Raw genomic sequence first — 16,775 nt, forward strand, 5'->3', positions numbered from 1 at the left:
CTAATTCCTATTTTTATACGCCTTTATTAAATTGAAAACATGCAGACAAACGACAAAACCAAAACAGCATCATACCAAGCCGATACACAACGATACGACACCATGACATACAATAGAACCGGAAAAAGCGGGGTACTTCTTCCTGCTATTTCATTGGGGTTGTGGCATAATTTTGGCTTTATTGACGATATTAAAAATGGAAAGGAAATTTTAAGAACAGCTTTCGATTTAGGGATAACGCATTTGGATTTCGCAAATAACTACGGGCCTCCTCCGGGTTCCGCCGAAGAAAACTTTGGAACTATATTTAAACAAGATTTTAAACCTTATAGAGATGAGTTGTTTATAGCCACAAAAGCTGGCTATAATATGTGGCCTGGACCTTATGGGGATTTTGGTTCCAGAAAATATTTAATATCCAGTTTAGACCAAAGTTTAAAACGAATGGGCTTAGATTATGTTGATATTTTTTATCATCACAGACCAGACCCGGATACACCTCTAGAGGAATCCATGGGTGCTTTGGCAGATATTGTTCGTCAAGGAAAAGCGCTATATGTTGGTATTTCGAATTATGGTCCAGAAGACACTCAAAAGGCTGCCAAAATACTAAAGGATTTGAATGTGCCTTTTATTTTGCATCAAGCCAGATATTCTATGTTCGATCGTTGGGTTGAAGATGGACTTTTAGATACTTTAGAAAATAATGGCGTGGGCTGTATTGCGTTCTCACCTTTAGCCCAAGGAATGCTTACCGACAAATATTTAAAGGGGATTCCTAAAAATTCCAGGGCAGGAAACGATTCGATTTTTTTGAATGCAGAAACGGTTCAATCTAATATTGAAAAAATACAAAGCCTAAATACTATGGCACAAGAACGCGGACAAAAACTGTCGCAAATGGCCATTGCTTGGATTTTAAGACAGAAACAAGTAACATCAGTATTAGTGGGCGCTAGTTCTTCTAACCAATTGAAAGAAAATGTAAAAGCTTTAGATTGTTTGGATTTTTCTGAAGATGAATTGAAATTGATAGATGAGATTGTTTCTTAAATCATTCTTTAACCACAATAATAGTTGCTTTTACACCCGTAGAAAGATTCCATTGATTGCCAGCAATAATATTACCTTTATCATCAATAACATGGAATTCGGCTGTATTGGGCATGGAGTAACCTTCATTTAAAGCGAGAAAATCTATTTTATTAAAACCTTCTTTTAAGTCCAATCTAAACCCTTTGGTAGCGTTTGTTAAAAGTACGCGGTATTCTAAAATTTCATCATTTACCAGTACGCGAATATAATCGCCATCTTGTAAACCAAAATCCCGGTATATCACCCTAACAAATTTTGATTTGGTTTTAAAATCCCCAAAATACTGGTCGGTTGTACTGCCTTTGGCCCCCAAACCCATTTCTGTTTTCAGGTCTTTTGATTTTTTATTGAATCTGTCTTCATACAACTCACCTGGGTTTCCAAATTTTTCACCAAACATGGAAAATTCCTTTTTAGGAAAACTTAAAGACGTATTGCTTTTGGGGACAGACATCCCATTTATCGCATTATTTTCAATAGGTTTTGAAGGTAACAACGACTTAGCATCGGCAGAATCTTTTTTACTTTCAACGGCAGGAATAGATGTAGATTTATTTTTACTATCTATTTGAGCGTTTGCGGTTAAAGCAAAAAAACATAATATTAAAAAATAAAAATAGGTTTTCATTATTTAAAAAATATAACAAATTGTTGTTCAACACTACAATTATTATCGGTATGTATTTTATGGGCTTTCAAAGCTATTATTTTTATCTGTAATTCTACTTATTACCAATGTAATTTAGCATTTATTTAAGCAAAAACCATTCCTAAACATAGCAATACGTCTAAAAATCCCTAACAGACTTAGCTACTACCCTACTTAAATAGTTAAAATATGTTAATTTATTAGTATGTTATGCATAGTACTGTAACAAAACTTAATTCTTGTCGTCTACTTAGTATAAATCAATTAAAAAACAAAAATCATGAGAACTTTAAACAACAATCAATTAAGCGGCACTTTAAACCGCACAAAGAGCAACCAATGGAATACTAAAAGACGCTTTAGATAATAAGCCACCTAGTATCATTAAACAACCGTTCGGGTATTTAAACAACTAATCAACACTATTTTAAAAATATTTGAACGGTAAAACATTCATTAATCAAATTAAAATCAAAAAATCATGAGAACTCTAAACAACAATCAATTAAGCGGCACTTTAAACCGCACAAAGAGCAACCAATGGAACACCAAAAGACGTTACAGATAGTGTAACGTCTTTAATTAAAATTCATCATCATCAATCAATATTTAAATAATCATGCGAACAGCTATCAAAATATCAAAACATTTGGGGTCAATCACTAAAGAAAATTTATTGACCAGCAGACGTGTTTTAAGTTTCACCAACTCAAATGGTGTTATCTGGAAAGGCACTAAGCGGTATGCGCACTAAACGCCATCTCTGAAAAGTGGTATTGTTTTTGTGAACTTTAGTTGGATTCCCGTATTCTCGGGAATGACAATTTTCAACGGAAACCACGAGGCACAAGCTCGAGGAATTCTTTTTCAATTAACAATAAATCCACAAACATGAGACACTCTAAATTAATTCCCGAAGTCAATGCAGGGTCTATGACAGACATTGCATTTTTATTACTTATTTTCTTTTTAGTTACCGCAACCATTCCAAAAGATCATGGCATTAATAGAATGTTGCCAAAATACAGTGAAATACCCACCAATATTCCGATTAACGAACGCAACATTTTGCGCATTATGATTAATAACAACAATGAAATCATGCTGGATAATGAGGTGATTGCATTAAAGGATTTAAAAGAAGCCACAAAAAAGTTTATCGATAACAACGGCGATGAAAGCTGTAATTATTGCAACGGGGCAAAATCTGAAAACGCATCAGACAACCCCAAAAAGGCCGTCGTTTCTTTACAAACAGGCAAGCAAACCAGCTATGAACACTTTATTGCGGTACAAGACGAATTAACCAAAGCGTATTACGAATTACGACAAACATACAGCCAAAACATACTTAAAAAGGATGTAGCCGATTTATCGAAAACAGATATGAAAAAAGTTAAAGATGCCTATCCGTTTATTTTATCGGAAGCCATTACAAAATAAGAGCTACTCTGTTTTTTTAGGAACGCCGTAAGTAATAGAAATCTTTTTTTTGCCCCAGTTTCTTGCGGCTTTCACATCAACACCCATATAAATATCAATACGGTTTATCCAGCGCTTATTCATTTTATCCTTAACCAAATACACACCTTCAAACCCTTTAATTTTCACAGGTGTATTGTGTTTCAACCCCATTTTTAAAAGATCTCTCGACACCGCAATATATTTTAACCCTGGTTTTAGGCTATCGCCAAACGCCGTTATTTTCGGATTGGAGTTGGTTTGGTACGCCAACGAATTATAAGCGGTTGCCGTAACTTGCATGGTTTTCCAATCATAAATTTCCTTAACCTTTACTTCTTTTTCACAGCTAAACAGCAATGCACAAAACACAATAGGAATAAAAATTCTATATAACATAATATCGAATATTTTATTAAATATACTGATTATAAGCTATTTATAAAAGTGTATTAGTTTTTGTACTTTCACTTTTTAAAAACTGATGACAAAAAAATGAAAATCACTAATTTATTATTCTGCGCATTATTTATGCTTATGGCCTGTAAAAACAACTCCAAAAAAACCGACGACACGCTCACTTTAATGGAGCGCGCCAAAGCGATACACGAGCGTGTTATCACTTTAGATACCCATTGTGATATTAATGTGAAGAATTTTACAGACTCCATTAACTACACCCAAAATTTAGAATCGCAAGTCAATTTGCCCAAAATGAAAGCAGGCGGATTGGATGTGGCTTGGTTTATTGTTTACACGGGTCAAGATTCCTTAACCGACGAAGGTTATAAAAAAGCCTATGAAAATGCCATGTCTAAATTTAATGCGATTCATAAATTAGTTGATGATATTGCACCAAATGATATTGCCTTGGCAACAACTTCCGATGATGTGCGACGCATCCACAAATCGGGCAAAAAAGTGGCTATGATTGGTATTGAAAACGGCTACCCTGTTGGATTGGACATTAAAAATGTTGAAAAATTTTACAACCTCGGTGCGCGTTACATGTCGTTATCGCATAACGGCCATAGCCAATTGTGCGATAGCAATACAGGTGAAGAAGATGGTGTTTGGTTGCACAACGGATTGAGCGATTTGGGGAAGGAAGTGATTAAGGAAATGAACCGTTTGGGAATGATGATTGATGTGTCGCACCCATCAAAAAAAGCCATGCAAGATATGATTGAACTTACCAAAGCGCCCATAATAGCATCGCATTCATCGGCCAGGGCCTTATGCAATCACAGCCGAAATTTGGATGACGAACAATTGGAATGGATGAAGGCAAACGGTGGTGTTGTACAAACCGTGGCGTTTAAGGCGTATTTGAATACCGAAAAAAATGAAGCACGACAAGCCGCATTAAACAAATTAAGGCATCAAGTGGCAGATTCATTAGGCCTTAAATGGTATGGCCGATGGGAATTTAGAAGCCTTGACAAAGAAACCCAAGAGGCATTAAAAGCTAATCCGGATTGGAATGCCATTCCGGAAATTGTAAATGAAAAAGTATCAAAAACAAAAGATTTTCCTAAAGATGTAAGTATGGAAGATTTTGTAAACCATATTGATTATTTGGTAAAAAAGATAGGTATAAAGCACGTAGGCATCAGCAGCGATTTTGATGGCGGCGGTGGTATTGAAGGCTGGAGCGATGCTTCAGAAACCTTTAATGTAACTTTGGAATTGGTAAAACGTGGCTATACCGAAGATGAAATCGAAATGCTTTGGAGCGGTAATTTACTGCGTGTTTTAGATGAAGTTGAAGCTGTTGCGAAAACGCTTAATACTAAATGAATTTGATTTATCTTTTCTTTTTTTCAGATGAAATATAAAATATAAGCATAGTTGTGCTTCATTATGACCAACCAATAACCAATGATAAAAATCAAAATCCCTCATGTTTTTATATTTCTTTTTTGGATTATAATTATTTGCTCTTTACTCTCTTACGCAATACCTAGTGGAAGTTTCGAACGAACAACTAAAGACTATGGTAACATAAAGCAGACTGTTGTTGTACCAAATAGTTATAAAGAAATTCCCAAAAACTATACATTAAAAGCGGCTCTAATAGGTGAAAGCATTGAAGGTAAATCCTCGCCAGTTTCTGTCCTAGGTGTTTTTAGTGCAATACCAAAAGGCTTAGGAGACTCAGCCATACTTGTGTTTTATGTTTTTATTATCGGAGCGCTTTTCTCATTAATTCAACAAACAGGTGCCATTAATTCATTTCTCTTTGCATTGATTGCTAGGTTTAAGAACAGACCTAAGCTGCTTCTTTTTTTAGTATACATGACAATTTTCTCCGGTGCATCATTTATGGGAATAGCACCCGAAACCATTGCTTTAGTTCCTGTTTTTCTGGTCTTATCCAAGCGTTTAGGTTACGATCGCCTATTTGGTTTTGCTTTGTTAAGCGTGCCAGTTTATTTGGGCTGGAGTTGTGGTGTAACAAATCCATTTAATGTGCAGATTGCCCAAATTATTGCGGAGCTTCCTATTGGATCTGGTATAGGATTTAGACTAATACTGTTTGTAGTTTATGCAGCAATTGGTTTTTATTTCATTTCTCGATATGGAGATAAAATAAAGAAAAAACCTTCACTTAGTTTGATGAAAAATGACCAATTTAACCTGGATGAATTTGGGTCGTTCAAGGAAGAAAAATTTGAAAGGAAACATATTTATATTCTTCTCTTTTTTACTGTGTCGTATGCAGCTATTCTTATTGCTGTGCAAACTATTGGATGGGGACTTATTGAAATGAGTGCCTGTTTTATTGGGATATTAATTGTAGTGTCAAAAGTTGCAGGCATGTCGGGTGATGAGTCTATGGCAGCATTCACAAAGGGCTTGCAGATTATGATTGTTCCAGCATTGGTAGTTGGAGTGGCTCGTGGTATATCTGTTGTACTTCAAGAAGGGATGATTATTGATACTTTACTCTATAACGCTAGCGAAGTACTCTTGTCCATGCCAAAAATTGCTGCTGCTGAAGGCATGTTGTTTTTTCAATCAGGAATGAACTTTTTTATTCCATCTGCGTCTGGTCAAGCCTTAGTATCTATGCCATTGATGACACCAATGTCAGATATATTAGGCATATCAAGACAAACAGCCGTACTCGCGTATTTATTAGGTGACGGACTTTCAAATCTTATTATTCCAACAAACGGCGTGTTAATGGCTATGCTGGGATTAGCCAAGGTTTCTTATGAAAAATGGTTCAAGCTAATTTTACCTTTATTCATAATTAGTATGATTTTCGCATTAGCATTTATAGCCATAGCAATTGTTATCGGTTATTAAAAGTTAGTGTGTTTCTAATATATATTTTACAACAACCTAGTACAAAGAATTACTAACCTCAAATAAGTCTATAAACTTCATATTTATTTATAAACTTTAGAAATACATTTCAGTTCTATTTTATGTTGAAACTTTCCCGCCAAAAGAAAAGTATAAAGGAATAAGAAACCAATTAGATTGATTGTTTTGAGGTTGATTTATAACTAATCCCCCTTTTTAAACCCATAAAAAAGTTGCTTAAAAAAGCTTTTGGGCATCCTTTCATCATCTGAATAACCCAATTCGATGGTGCCACTTTTTTCAGGTACATAATTGGTTTTAAAAGTATAATCCCACACACTTAAACTAATCCCAAAGTTAACACCGTAATTCCGGCCTTTGGGCAAACTGTACGCATGATGATACAAATGCATCACCGGATTGTTAAAAACATACTTTAAAGGGCCGTAAGTCAGCTTTATGTTGGAGTGGTTTAAGTGGCCAATGGTTATGGCAACAAAATGAACAATAAAGGCTTGCTCGGGCTCGAAACCACCTAAAAGCATCACAACCAAAACCTTTAAGGGTTTATAAAAAATATTTTCCATCCAATGGTAACGCAAATGTGCTGCAAAACCCATTTCCTTTACAGAGTGGTGCACTTTATGGAACTTCCACAACACATTATAACGATGCAATAAAACATGTGTAAACCATTGCACAAAATCTTGGAACACAAAGAAAATCAAGAGTTGACTCCACATGGGAATTGTTGCTATATCAACAACCGCCAAAGATTTCACGGTAATATTAAACTCTAAAAACAAGACTTCCAAACACTTGTAAACACCACTGATAACTATCGCAAAAATGAAGAAATTAAAAAACATATAAAACGCATCGAGCCAAAAATCCTTTCTAAAAATAGATTGGTTTTTTCGCCATGGAAATACAATTTCCAAGCCCCAAACAACAAGCGAAATAACTATTAAACCCCAAAAATAATTGGTGTACCAAGGCACGTTAAAGGTAATGGAATCCAATGTCCAATTTAAGGTATTGAAAAATGCTGTTATGAAGGCTTCAACGTAATTCATAAATTTTATTTTAGCACAAATACACTAATATTTACGTCATTATGAGCGTAATAAAATGAAGCGTGATAATCTTTTAATTTTTAGTTTCAATTTTATATAAGTTATCAATAAACAGATTGCCAAATCATTCAAAAAAAATGATTCGCAATGACGAATAATAATTTTTTATGGAACTTTTTATTTCAACCCATTTCAACACACATCAAAATTAATACGCCAAAACATCTTTTAAAGCAGCTTCAAACTTACCTTTAGCGAGGTATTGGTCTTCTAATTGACTGGCAAAAGGAATAGGTGTTTCCATACTTGCCACGCGTTTTACGGGGGCATCCAAATACTCAAAACAATGTTCCATAATAAGTGCGGAAATATCGCTTGCCATACCACCAAACAAGGAATCTTCTTGTAAAACAATGGCTCTACCTGTTTTTTTAACAGAAGCGTAAATCGTTTCGGTGTCTAAGGGCTGAAGGGTTCTTAAATCTATTAAATCAGCGTTAATGGATGGATTGGCATCTAAAGTTTCCAACGCCCAATGCACCGCAGCGCCATAAGCAATAATGGTAACATCTTTCCCTTCTTTTAAAACTGAAGCTTTTCCAAAAGGCAAGGTGTAATAATCTACAGGAACCTCTTGACGGATGCTTCTGTACAAACCTTTATGCTCGAAAAACAACACCGGATTTGGATCGTTTATGGCGGTTGCCAACAAACCTTTGGCATCATACGGAAATGCGGGGTATACCACTTTTAAACCTGGGGTTTTGGTAAACCATGCTTCGTTTGTTTGCGAATGAAACGGTCCTGCCGCAACACCACCGCCACAAGGCATGCGTATTACCACATCGGCATTTTGATTCCAACGGTAATACGATTTTGCCAAATAATTAACCACAGGATTGAACCCTGAAGTCACAAAATCTGCAAATTGCATTTCCATCACACTTTTAATTCCGGCAATAGAAAGCCCCATGGCAGCTTCAACAATGGCCGATTCGCAGATTGGTGTATTGCGTACTCTATCTTTTCCGAAGGCTTCAACAAAACCCTCGGTAATTTTAAAAACACCACCATATTCGGCAATATCCTGTCCCATAATTACCAAATCGTCATGTTGTTGCATGCTTTGTTTCAACCCATCCGAAATGGCATCTATCAAACGAACTTCCTTGGTGTCGTTTTTTTGGGTAAACTCCTCATATTCAAAATACTGATACACATCATTTAACTCATTGGTTTCATCTGGAATAATATCAATTTCATTAAAAGCGATATCTAAATTCTCATTAATTTCTTTTAATATACCTTCTTTTATTGACACTTCTTCAACTTCATTTAACAATCCTTCTCCTTTTAAAAATGATTGGAAATTAACCACCGGATCTTTTTTAGCCCAAGCATCCATAAGGTCCTGCGGTACATATTTAGTGCCACTCGCCTCTTCGTGACCGCGCATTCTAAAGGTTTTAAATTCAATTAAAACGGGTCTGGGTGTTTTTCTAATACTTTCGGCAATGTCCCTAACTTTGGTGTAAACTTCAATGATATTATTGCCATCAATAATATGCGATTCCATGCCGTAACCCGCAGCTCTATCAGCAATATTTTTACAATTATACTGCTCGTTTGTTGGTGTTGATAGGCCGTATCCATTGTTTTCCACACAAAACATAACAGGCAATTTCCAAACCGAAGCTACATTTAACGCCTCATGGAAATCACCTTCGCTGGTACCGCCTTCACCTGTAAAAACAGTCGTGACCTCATTTTTGTTTTTTAAATTACTAGCTAATCCAATGCCATCGGCAACCCCCAATTGTGGCCCTAAATGCGAAATCATTCCTACAATTTTATAGTCTTGTGTTCCGAAGTGAAAAGAGCGGTCTCGTCCCTTTGTAAAACCCGACGCTTTACCTTGCCACTGCGCGAACAATCGGTGCAACGGAATGTCTCTTGTGGTAAATACACCAAGGTTTCTGTGCATAGGCAATATGTACTCGTTTTTTTGCATGGCCATGGTAACACCAACCGAAATCGCTTCTTGTCCAATACCCGAAAACCACTTGCTTACTTTACCTTGGCGGAGCAGGATAAGCATTTTTTCCTCAATCATTCTGGGTTTGAGCATGTTGATATAGAGTTGAATTAACTCTTTTTTATCGAGGTCTTTAATATGGTAATCCATGTTAAATAAAGACTTGGTTTCACTCATAAAACTGATGTTTCAAATTTTATCAAATATAGCATAAATTGAATATACCAACAGAAAAGTTACCTTAAATTATAGCTGAAAAAATTTACAATGTTTTTGTACATTTGTAATACTTACAACTAAAAATTATTCTTATGAATATTATACCAAGTGTTAATTTAAATGACTTTATTTCTGAAGACCCTGTTAGAAAACAAAATTTTGTAGATGCTATTGGAAAGGCTTACGAAGAGATAGGGTTTGTAGCATTAAAAGGACATTTTTTAGATGATAAACTAGTCGACGATTTATATGCAGAGGTAAAACGTTTTTTTAGTTTGCCAACGGAAACGAAACAGAAATATGAAATACCTGGGATTGGCGGACAGCGTGGTTATGTATCGTTTGGAAAAGAAAGCGCAAAAGGCAAAAAAGAAGGCGATTTAAAGGAGTTTTGGCACTTTGGACAATACGTTGAGGACAACCCAAAATTAAAAGCGGAATACCCTGAAAATGTAACCGTTGAGGAATTGCCAAACTTTAATACCGTTGGAAAAGAGGCGTATAACATGCTTGAAAAAACCGCTAAATACGTGTTGCGTGCTTTGGCCTTGCACTTAGATTTAGAGGAAACTTATTTTGATAACTACATCCACAACGGAAACTCTATTTTAAGGCCCATTCATTATCCGCCAATTACCGAAGAGCCCAAAGAAGCAGTTCGTGCAGCGGCGCACGGCGATATCAATTTAATAACGCTTTTAATGGGTGCCCAAGGTCGTGGATTGCAAGTGCAAAACCATAAAGGCGAATGGATTGATGCCATTGCAGAACCCGATGAACTCATGATTAATGTGGGCGATATGCTTTCGAGACACACCAATAATAAATTGAAATCCACGATACATCGCGTTATTAATCCACCAAAGGAACTTTGGGGTACTTCCCGCTACTCCATTCCGTTTTTCATGCATCCTATTAGTGAAATGAAACTGAATGTTTTAGAAGGCTGTATTGATGACGAAAACCCTAAGGCTTTTGATGATATTACGGCTGGAGAGTTTTTAAATGAACGTTTAATTGAACTTGGACTGATAAAAAAGTAAAAAAAGCCCATCCTAACCTTCCCAAAGGGAAGGAATAAATTATAAAGAAAATAGAATAATTATCTAACAAATAAAACAAAAAACTCAAATACCCAATTTGAGTTTCTCCCCTGTGGGGAGATTAAGAGGGGCTAATATGGATTTACAAGATCAATTAAAAAATTTATTTCCAGAACATGTTTCTGAAGATAGCCCAAGCGAATCAGAAGAAACTAACGATTTGTGGATGCAAGACGATCCTATTATTTGCAAATACGAAAAACGAAAAGGCAAACCAATAACCATTTTAGAAGGCTACACTGGAGCTACCGAAGATTTTAAAGCACTTGCAAAAGACATAAAAAAAGCACTAAGTGTTGGCGGTAGTTTTAAGGACGATAAAATCATCATTCAAGGCGATTACCGCAATAAAATCATGCAAATGCTAAAAGACAAAGGCTTTAATGTAAAACGTGTTGGAGGATAATTTATGGCTAATCAACCCTTGCATATTACAAATGGAGATAGTTTAACAAACTATTTAAACGAACTTGATATTGTTGGCGACAAACTTACATGGCAAGAAATGCTATGTGAAGGCCCAACGGAAACAACTGTGGATAGCGCCCATTTTTTTAATTTAAGATCTACCTTTTTAAAAGACTTTTACGACATAGATTTAGATGTATCTGAGTTAAAAGCAGAATTGAATAAACTAGAGGATACTACAAAGTATTCAGAAATTATTCTTTGGTTTGAATACGATTTATTTTGCCACATAAACATGTTGGCGGTTATTAATCTTCTTCAGCAAAAAAAGATAAACAACCCTATTTATCTCGTTAGCAGTGGCCGAATTAGTGGAGAAAAAAACCTGAAGGGTTTAGCTGAACTTTCTACAGAACAGCTTTTAAAACACTATAAAGCCAAAGTAAAATTAAAACCTGAAGACCTTCAATTAGCTACTACCCTTTGGGGCATATATTGTGGCAAAGACCATAATTTATTTAAACCCTATATTGTAAAAAGCTCCACCTTTAAATATTTAAGCAATTGCTTAAAGGCACATTTAAAACGATTTCCAGACCATAAAAGTGGGTTAAATATCTTAGAGCAAAACATATTGAGTATTGTAAAAGATAACCAAATAAAATCAAAACACCATTTGTTGGGTTACGCCCTTAATTATCAAGGGTATTACGGGTATGGCGATCTTCAATTAGATAGACTAATAGATAAATTAAATATCTTTTTCACCCTTGAAAATGATCATATCGTACTCAATCGCAAAGGGCATGAAGCGCTTTTAGGCACTCATAATTTTTCAGCTGAATTAAATAATGAAATGGTTTTTGGTGGTGTGAATAAATTCGATTTTCAATTCAACAAAACACTGAATAAATTAGTAAAAACAATTGTAAATGAGCATTAAAAACTCCGAACTCATTTTAAATCCAGATGGCAGTATTTATCATCTTAATTTAAAACCCGAAAATATTTCAAATACCATCATATTTGTTGGCGACCAAGATCGTGTTGAAAAAGTTTCCAAACATTTTGACCATATTGAATTTAAAACCCAAAAACGAGAATTTAAAACCCATACCGGAACTTATAAAGGCAACCGTATAACGGTGATTTCTACGGGCATTGGGCCCGATAACATCGATATTGTTTTAAACGAATTGGATGCGCTGGTTAATATCGATTTAAAAACCAGAAAACCAAAAGAAAAACTAACCAGTCTGGATATTATTAGGGTTGGTACATCGGGTTCGCTGCAAAGCAACATTCCCGTAGATTCGTTTGTGTTAAGCTCTCATGGGCTGGATTTAAACGGAATGCTTCACGCCTATCAGATTCAACCGATTTGCGATTCGGAATTAGAAGACGCTTTTATACAACAAACCAATTGGTCGCCTTTAAATGCTCGCCCCATTGTAGTGAAAAATAGCGAGGTATTGGAAAAACGCTTTACAAGTGAAAAAACATATTCTGGTGTAACGGCCACTGCAGGCGGGTTTTATGGCCCACAAGGGCGTGTTTTGCGTTTACCTTTGCAAGATGCCAGTTTGAACAAAAAAATGGACGCGTTTAATTTTGAAGGTATTTGCATTACAAATTTAGAGATGGAAACATCGGCGATTTACGGATTATCTAAATTATTGGGCCATCGTGCCCTATCATTAAACGCAATAATTGCCAATAGAGCCAACGGAACGTTTAGCGCAAACCCTAGAAAAGTAGTAGAAGACCTGATTATTTACACCTTAGAAAGAATATAAAAAGATTGACATTAATGAAGCAAATAAACATTGGCGGTGTCCCCGAGCATTTTAATTTAGCGTGGTATTTAACCTTAAAGGAAGGGGAATACAAAAACGAAAACATTAATCTGCGCTGGCACGATTATTACGGTGGCACAGGCGAAATGTGCAAAGCGCTACGGGATAAAAAAATTGATATTGCTGTTATTCTTACCGAAGGCATTGTAACGGATATTATAAACGGAAATCCGAGTAAAATTGTACAAACCTTTGTGCAAACGCCTTTAATTTGGGGGGTTCATGTGGCGCACAATTCACCTTATAAATCTGTTGAAGATTTAAAAGGAACCAAAGCCGCGATTAGCAGATACGGTTCGGGCTCGCATTTAATGGCATACATCAACGCGAAAAACAATAATTGGAATCTAGAAGAGGATTTGAATTTTGAGGAAATAAAAAATCTCGATGGTGCGGTTGAAGGATTAACCAATGGAAAAGCCGATTATTTTTTATGGGAAAAATTTACAACAAAACCCATTGTAGACCAAGGTACGTTTAGGCGCATTGGCAATTGCCCATCGCCCTGGCCTTGTTTTGTAATAGCGGTTCACGAAGATTTTATAGCATCAGATACCGAAACGCTAAAAACCATTTTACAAATAATAAATAATACCACTGCGGAATTTAAAGACATCCCAAGTATCGATAAAACCATTGCAAATCGTTACGAGCAAAAGCTTGAAGATGTCCAAGAATGGCTAAGTTTAACCGAGTGGTCGCAAAAACTTATCGATAAAAAAACACTACAGCATGTTCAAAACCAATTATTTGCCCTCAATATTATTCCTAAAATTGTCGATTATAATCAGCTTACGCACAACGTGCAATAAACTTCTATTTCTTAAACAATTGTTAATCCTGCCATAAAAACTGTCTTAATGGCTATTTTTACATCTTTAAAACTAAAAAAATGAAAAAACTATTTATTTTATGCTGCGCTTTTGTTGTAGCAGTGTCTTGTAAAGAAGAACCCAAAGATTATGTTACCCTATCAGGTAAAATTACAGATAAAAACAGCGACTCTTTAGTTGTTAGAACCCGAGGCTATTCAAAAACCATTCAAGTTAATGAAGATGGTACTTTTAAGGATACTTTAAAAGTTGAAACCGGTGTTTATTTTCTTTATGATGGAAGTGAATCTACAGCGGCATTCTTAAAAAACGGATTCGATTTAAACGTAGCCGTTGATACCAAAGCATTTGATGAATCAGTAAAATATTCAGGTGAAGGTGCAGAACACAGTAATTTTTTAGCTGAAAAATCATTACTTCAGGAAAAATTATTGAACATGGACGAGTTATCTAAATTGGACATGGCTGGTTTAGAATCGGAATTGGACAATATAAAAAACGAGTTGTCTGCATTTTACGATGCCAATTCACATGTTGACACCTCAGTAATAAACAAAGGCAAAAATGAGATTGAACCCATGTTGAACTTTTACAAACGATACTTAGGTGAATCGATTGCCCTAAAAGAAGAGTTGCCAAAAGGAACACCTTCTCCAGTGTTTGAAAACTTTGAAAATATTGATGGCTCTACCACGTCGCTTTCCGATTTAAAAGGGAAATATGTGTATGTTGATGTTTGGGCTACGTGGTGCGGACCGTGTAAAGCCGAAATTCCATCTTTAAAAGCCTTGGAAAAAGAATACCACGGAAAAGACATTCAGTTTGTTAGTTTATCGATTGATGACGATAGAAGTCACGGCGGTTCATGGGATAAAGCCAGAGAAAACTGGAAAGCCATGGTTACCGATAAAGAATTAGGAGGCATCCAATTATTTGCACCTAAAGGATGGCAAACTCAATTTGTTCAAGATTATAAAATTAAAGGTATTCCAAGATTTTTATTAATTGATCCTAACGGAAATGTAGTAACTCCTGATGCGCCTAGACCATCAAGTTCATCTATTAAAGAACTATTTACCGAATTGAATATTTAATTCTCAATATAATATTTTACAAAAAAGCCGCAAATCGCGGCTTTTTTTTATGGGTGTATAAATTACTTTTTATCTTCTTTTTTATCCTCTTCCTGCTCTTGTGGCGGCTGTTCGGGTTGTTTAAACAAATCTATAAAAGCTTCACCTAAATAATTTATCACATGGCTCGCAATTAAACTTTGATAGCCAAAATCCTCAACAGCGATGTCGGCGGATTTTCCATGTAAATACACCCCAAAAACAGCAGCGACCAACGGATTGTAACCTTGAGATATTAAACCCGTTATAATACCCGTTAACACATCGCCACTTCCCGCAGTAGCCAACCCTGGGTTTCCTGTGGTGTTTACATATAATTTATCTTGGAATACGGTTATGGTATTTGCGCCTTTAATAACGACTATAGTGCTGTGTTTTATTGAAAAAGCTTTTACTTTTTTTAGTTTATCAAAATCGTCTTTCCACTTGCCAATCAAGCGCTCCAATTCTTTAGGATGTGGCGTTAAAACCGTGGCTTCGGGCAATAATTGTAATAAGGCTTTCTTTTTTGATAATATGTTTATCCCATCGGCATCAATAACCAATGGTATTTTATTGGTTTTTAAAAATGCCTCAAGAGTACTTACGGTTTTAGGGTTGGTACCAACGCCCACGCCAAAACCAATAACAGTGGGTTCTACTTTTTTAAAATCGATGTTAGTAATAAGTTCTTCGTTTTCATCGGTAATTACCATAGCTTCAGGAAACGATGTTTGTAAAACCCCATACCCACATTTTGGGATGTAAGCACTTATCAAACCCGCTCCGGCCGATAGTGCGGCTTTACTTGCCAAGGTTACCGCACCAATTTTCCCGTAACTTCCACCAATAATAAGCGCATGCCCAAACTGCCCTTTATGCGAAAACTTTTCCCTAGGAATGTACATGGGCAAAACCTCATGTTTTCCAATTAAATCGACTTCCGTTTCGGTGGTGTATAAAAATTCTTGGTCCAGGTCTATATCCAACACTTCCCATTGCACGGTATATTTTGCGGTTTCAGGCAAAAAGAACACTAATTTTGGCGATGCAAAACTCAAGGTGTAACCCGCCCAAACCACTGCATCGGGGTCTGTTGGCACTTTATCGGTGCTTAATCCTGAAGGTACGTCAATAGACAGCGTAAACGCTTTTGTGCTCCTAAAATGCATAAATAACGCTTTTACCCAACTATCTACGGGTCGGTTAAGCCCAATTCCAAATACGGCATCAACAATGATATCGTCATGGTGAATTTCAGGAAAATCTTCGGTGCAACTCAATAGGGTTGGCCATTTTTTAGTTACATTTTTTATGCGGTCGTAATTAACCAAAAAATCCTTTGAACGCTTATCGCTACAATTAACCACATAGGTTTTAACATTGTAACCGTGTGTAACCAAATGGCGGGAAATCACCAAACCATCGCCCCCATTATTACCAATGCCACAAAATACGTGAATAGGCACTTGGGCACCTTGCATACGCATGTGCATCCAATTAAAAATTTGGGTGCCTGCACGTTCCATCAATTCGGTAGATGTGATGTTTTGGCGTTCGGCAGTTAGCTTGTCACCTTCATAAATTTGTTCTTTTGAAAATACTTTCATGTG

15 protein-coding genes are annotated in these 16,775 nt (G+C 36.0%); 10 read left to right on the plus strand and 5 right to left on the minus strand.

Going from position 1 to position 16,775, the window contains the following annotated elements:
• Positions 1-39: 39 nt before the first annotated feature.
• Positions 40-1,053: an L-glyceraldehyde 3-phosphate reductase gene (gene mgrA / locus ACN5J7_RS11020; protein ID WP_418603934.1), complete on the plus strand. Its 1,014-nt coding sequence runs from the start codon at positions 40-42 to the stop codon at positions 1,051-1,053.
• A 1-nt stretch (position 1,054) separates the two neighbouring features.
• On the opposite strand, the gene ACN5J7_RS11025 is transcribed toward mgrA, so the two are convergent.
• Complete coding sequence (locus tag ACN5J7_RS11025; RefSeq protein WP_311938147.1) at positions 1,055-1,723, minus strand: hypothetical protein; 669 nt, start codon at positions 1,721-1,723, stop codon at positions 1,055-1,057.
• Between the two features lie 912 nt (positions 1,724-2,635).
• Here ACN5J7_RS11025 and ACN5J7_RS11030 point away from each other — a divergent pair.
• Positions 2,636-3,187 carry an ExbD/TolR family protein gene (locus ACN5J7_RS11030; protein WP_418603935.1) on the plus strand — a complete coding sequence of 184 codons (552 nt, stop codon included), beginning with the start codon at positions 2,636-2,638 and terminating at the stop codon, positions 3,185-3,187.
• 3 nt (positions 3,188-3,190) lie between these two features.
• Here the strand turns inward: ACN5J7_RS11030 and ACN5J7_RS11035 are convergent, their stop codons facing one another.
• Positions 3,191-3,604, minus strand: coding sequence for a hypothetical protein (locus ACN5J7_RS11035; protein WP_311938142.1), 414 nt, complete (start codon positions 3,602-3,604; stop codon positions 3,191-3,193).
• Positions 3,605-3,700: 96 nt separating this feature from the next.
• Between ACN5J7_RS11035 and ACN5J7_RS11040 the strand changes: the two genes are divergently transcribed.
• Positions 3,701-5,005 carry a dipeptidase gene (locus ACN5J7_RS11040; protein ID WP_311938140.1) on the plus strand — a complete coding sequence of 435 codons (1,305 nt, stop codon included), beginning with the start codon at positions 3,701-3,703 and terminating at the stop codon, positions 5,003-5,005.
• A gap of 81 nt (positions 5,006-5,086) precedes the next feature.
• Entirely contained in the window at positions 5,087-6,520 is a 1,434-nt protein-coding gene (locus tag ACN5J7_RS11045; protein ID WP_418603936.1) for a YfcC family protein, read from the plus strand.
• Positions 6,521-6,723: 203 nt separating this feature from the next.
• Here the strand turns inward: ACN5J7_RS11045 and ACN5J7_RS11050 are convergent, their stop codons facing one another.
• Both ACN5J7_RS11050 and ACN5J7_RS11055 read right to left on the minus strand, forming a co-directional pair.
• A complete protein-coding gene (locus tag ACN5J7_RS11050; protein ID WP_418603937.1) occupies positions 6,724-7,596 on the minus strand; it encodes a sterol desaturase family protein in 873 nt (290 codons plus the stop codon).
• Positions 7,597-7,804: 208 nt separating this feature from the next.
• Positions 7,805-9,808 (minus strand): alpha-ketoacid dehydrogenase subunit alpha/beta, encoded by a 2,004-nt coding sequence (locus ACN5J7_RS11055; protein WP_418603938.1) that lies wholly within the window; start codon positions 9,806-9,808, stop codon positions 7,805-7,807.
• 134 nt (positions 9,809-9,942) lie between these two features.
• Here ACN5J7_RS11055 and ACN5J7_RS11060 point away from each other — a divergent pair, with 134 nt between their 5' ends.
• The 6 genes from ACN5J7_RS11060 (at position 9,943) to ACN5J7_RS11085 (ending at position 15,144) form a co-directional block, all read left to right on the plus strand.
• Positions 9,943-10,893, plus strand: coding sequence for an isopenicillin N synthase family dioxygenase (locus tag ACN5J7_RS11060; RefSeq protein ID WP_311938134.1), 951 nt, complete (start codon positions 9,943-9,945; stop codon positions 10,891-10,893).
• 136 nt (positions 10,894-11,029) lie between these two features.
• Entirely contained in the window at positions 11,030-11,359 is a 330-nt protein-coding gene (locus tag ACN5J7_RS11065) for a translation initiation factor (protein ID WP_418603939.1), read from the plus strand.
• Positions 11,360-11,362: 3 nt separating this feature from the next.
• Positions 11,363-12,304 (plus strand): DUF1835 domain-containing protein, encoded by a 942-nt coding sequence (locus tag ACN5J7_RS11070; protein ID WP_418603940.1) that lies wholly within the window; start codon positions 11,363-11,365, stop codon positions 12,302-12,304.
• The gene (locus ACN5J7_RS11075; protein WP_418603941.1) at positions 12,294-13,157 is read left to right on the plus strand and encodes a nucleoside phosphorylase; all 864 of its coding nucleotides are present in this window, start codon (positions 12,294-12,296) and stop codon (positions 13,155-13,157) included. Before ACN5J7_RS11070 ends, ACN5J7_RS11075 begins: the two co-directional genes overlap by 11 nt.
• A gap of 14 nt (positions 13,158-13,171) precedes the next feature.
• Complete coding sequence (locus ACN5J7_RS11080) at positions 13,172-14,029, plus strand: substrate-binding domain-containing protein (RefSeq protein WP_418603942.1); 858 nt, start codon at positions 13,172-13,174, stop codon at positions 14,027-14,029.
• Between the two features lie 80 nt (positions 14,030-14,109).
• Positions 14,110-15,144, plus strand: a complete 1,035-nt coding sequence (locus ACN5J7_RS11085; RefSeq protein ID WP_418603943.1) for a TlpA family protein disulfide reductase — start codon at positions 14,110-14,112, stop codon at positions 15,142-15,144.
• A gap of 62 nt (positions 15,145-15,206) precedes the next feature.
• Here ACN5J7_RS11085 and ACN5J7_RS11090 read toward each other — a convergent pair whose 3' ends face one another.
• Positions 15,207-16,772: an NAD(P)H-hydrate dehydratase gene (locus tag ACN5J7_RS11090; RefSeq protein ID WP_418603944.1), complete on the minus strand. Its 1,566-nt coding sequence runs from the start codon at positions 16,770-16,772 to the stop codon at positions 15,207-15,209.
• Positions 16,773-16,775 lie beyond the last annotated feature (3 nt).

Source organism: Hwangdonia sp., assembly GCF_048381975.1.
Taxonomy (GTDB): domain Bacteria; phylum Bacteroidota; class Bacteroidia; order Flavobacteriales; family Flavobacteriaceae; genus Hwangdonia; species Hwangdonia seohaensis.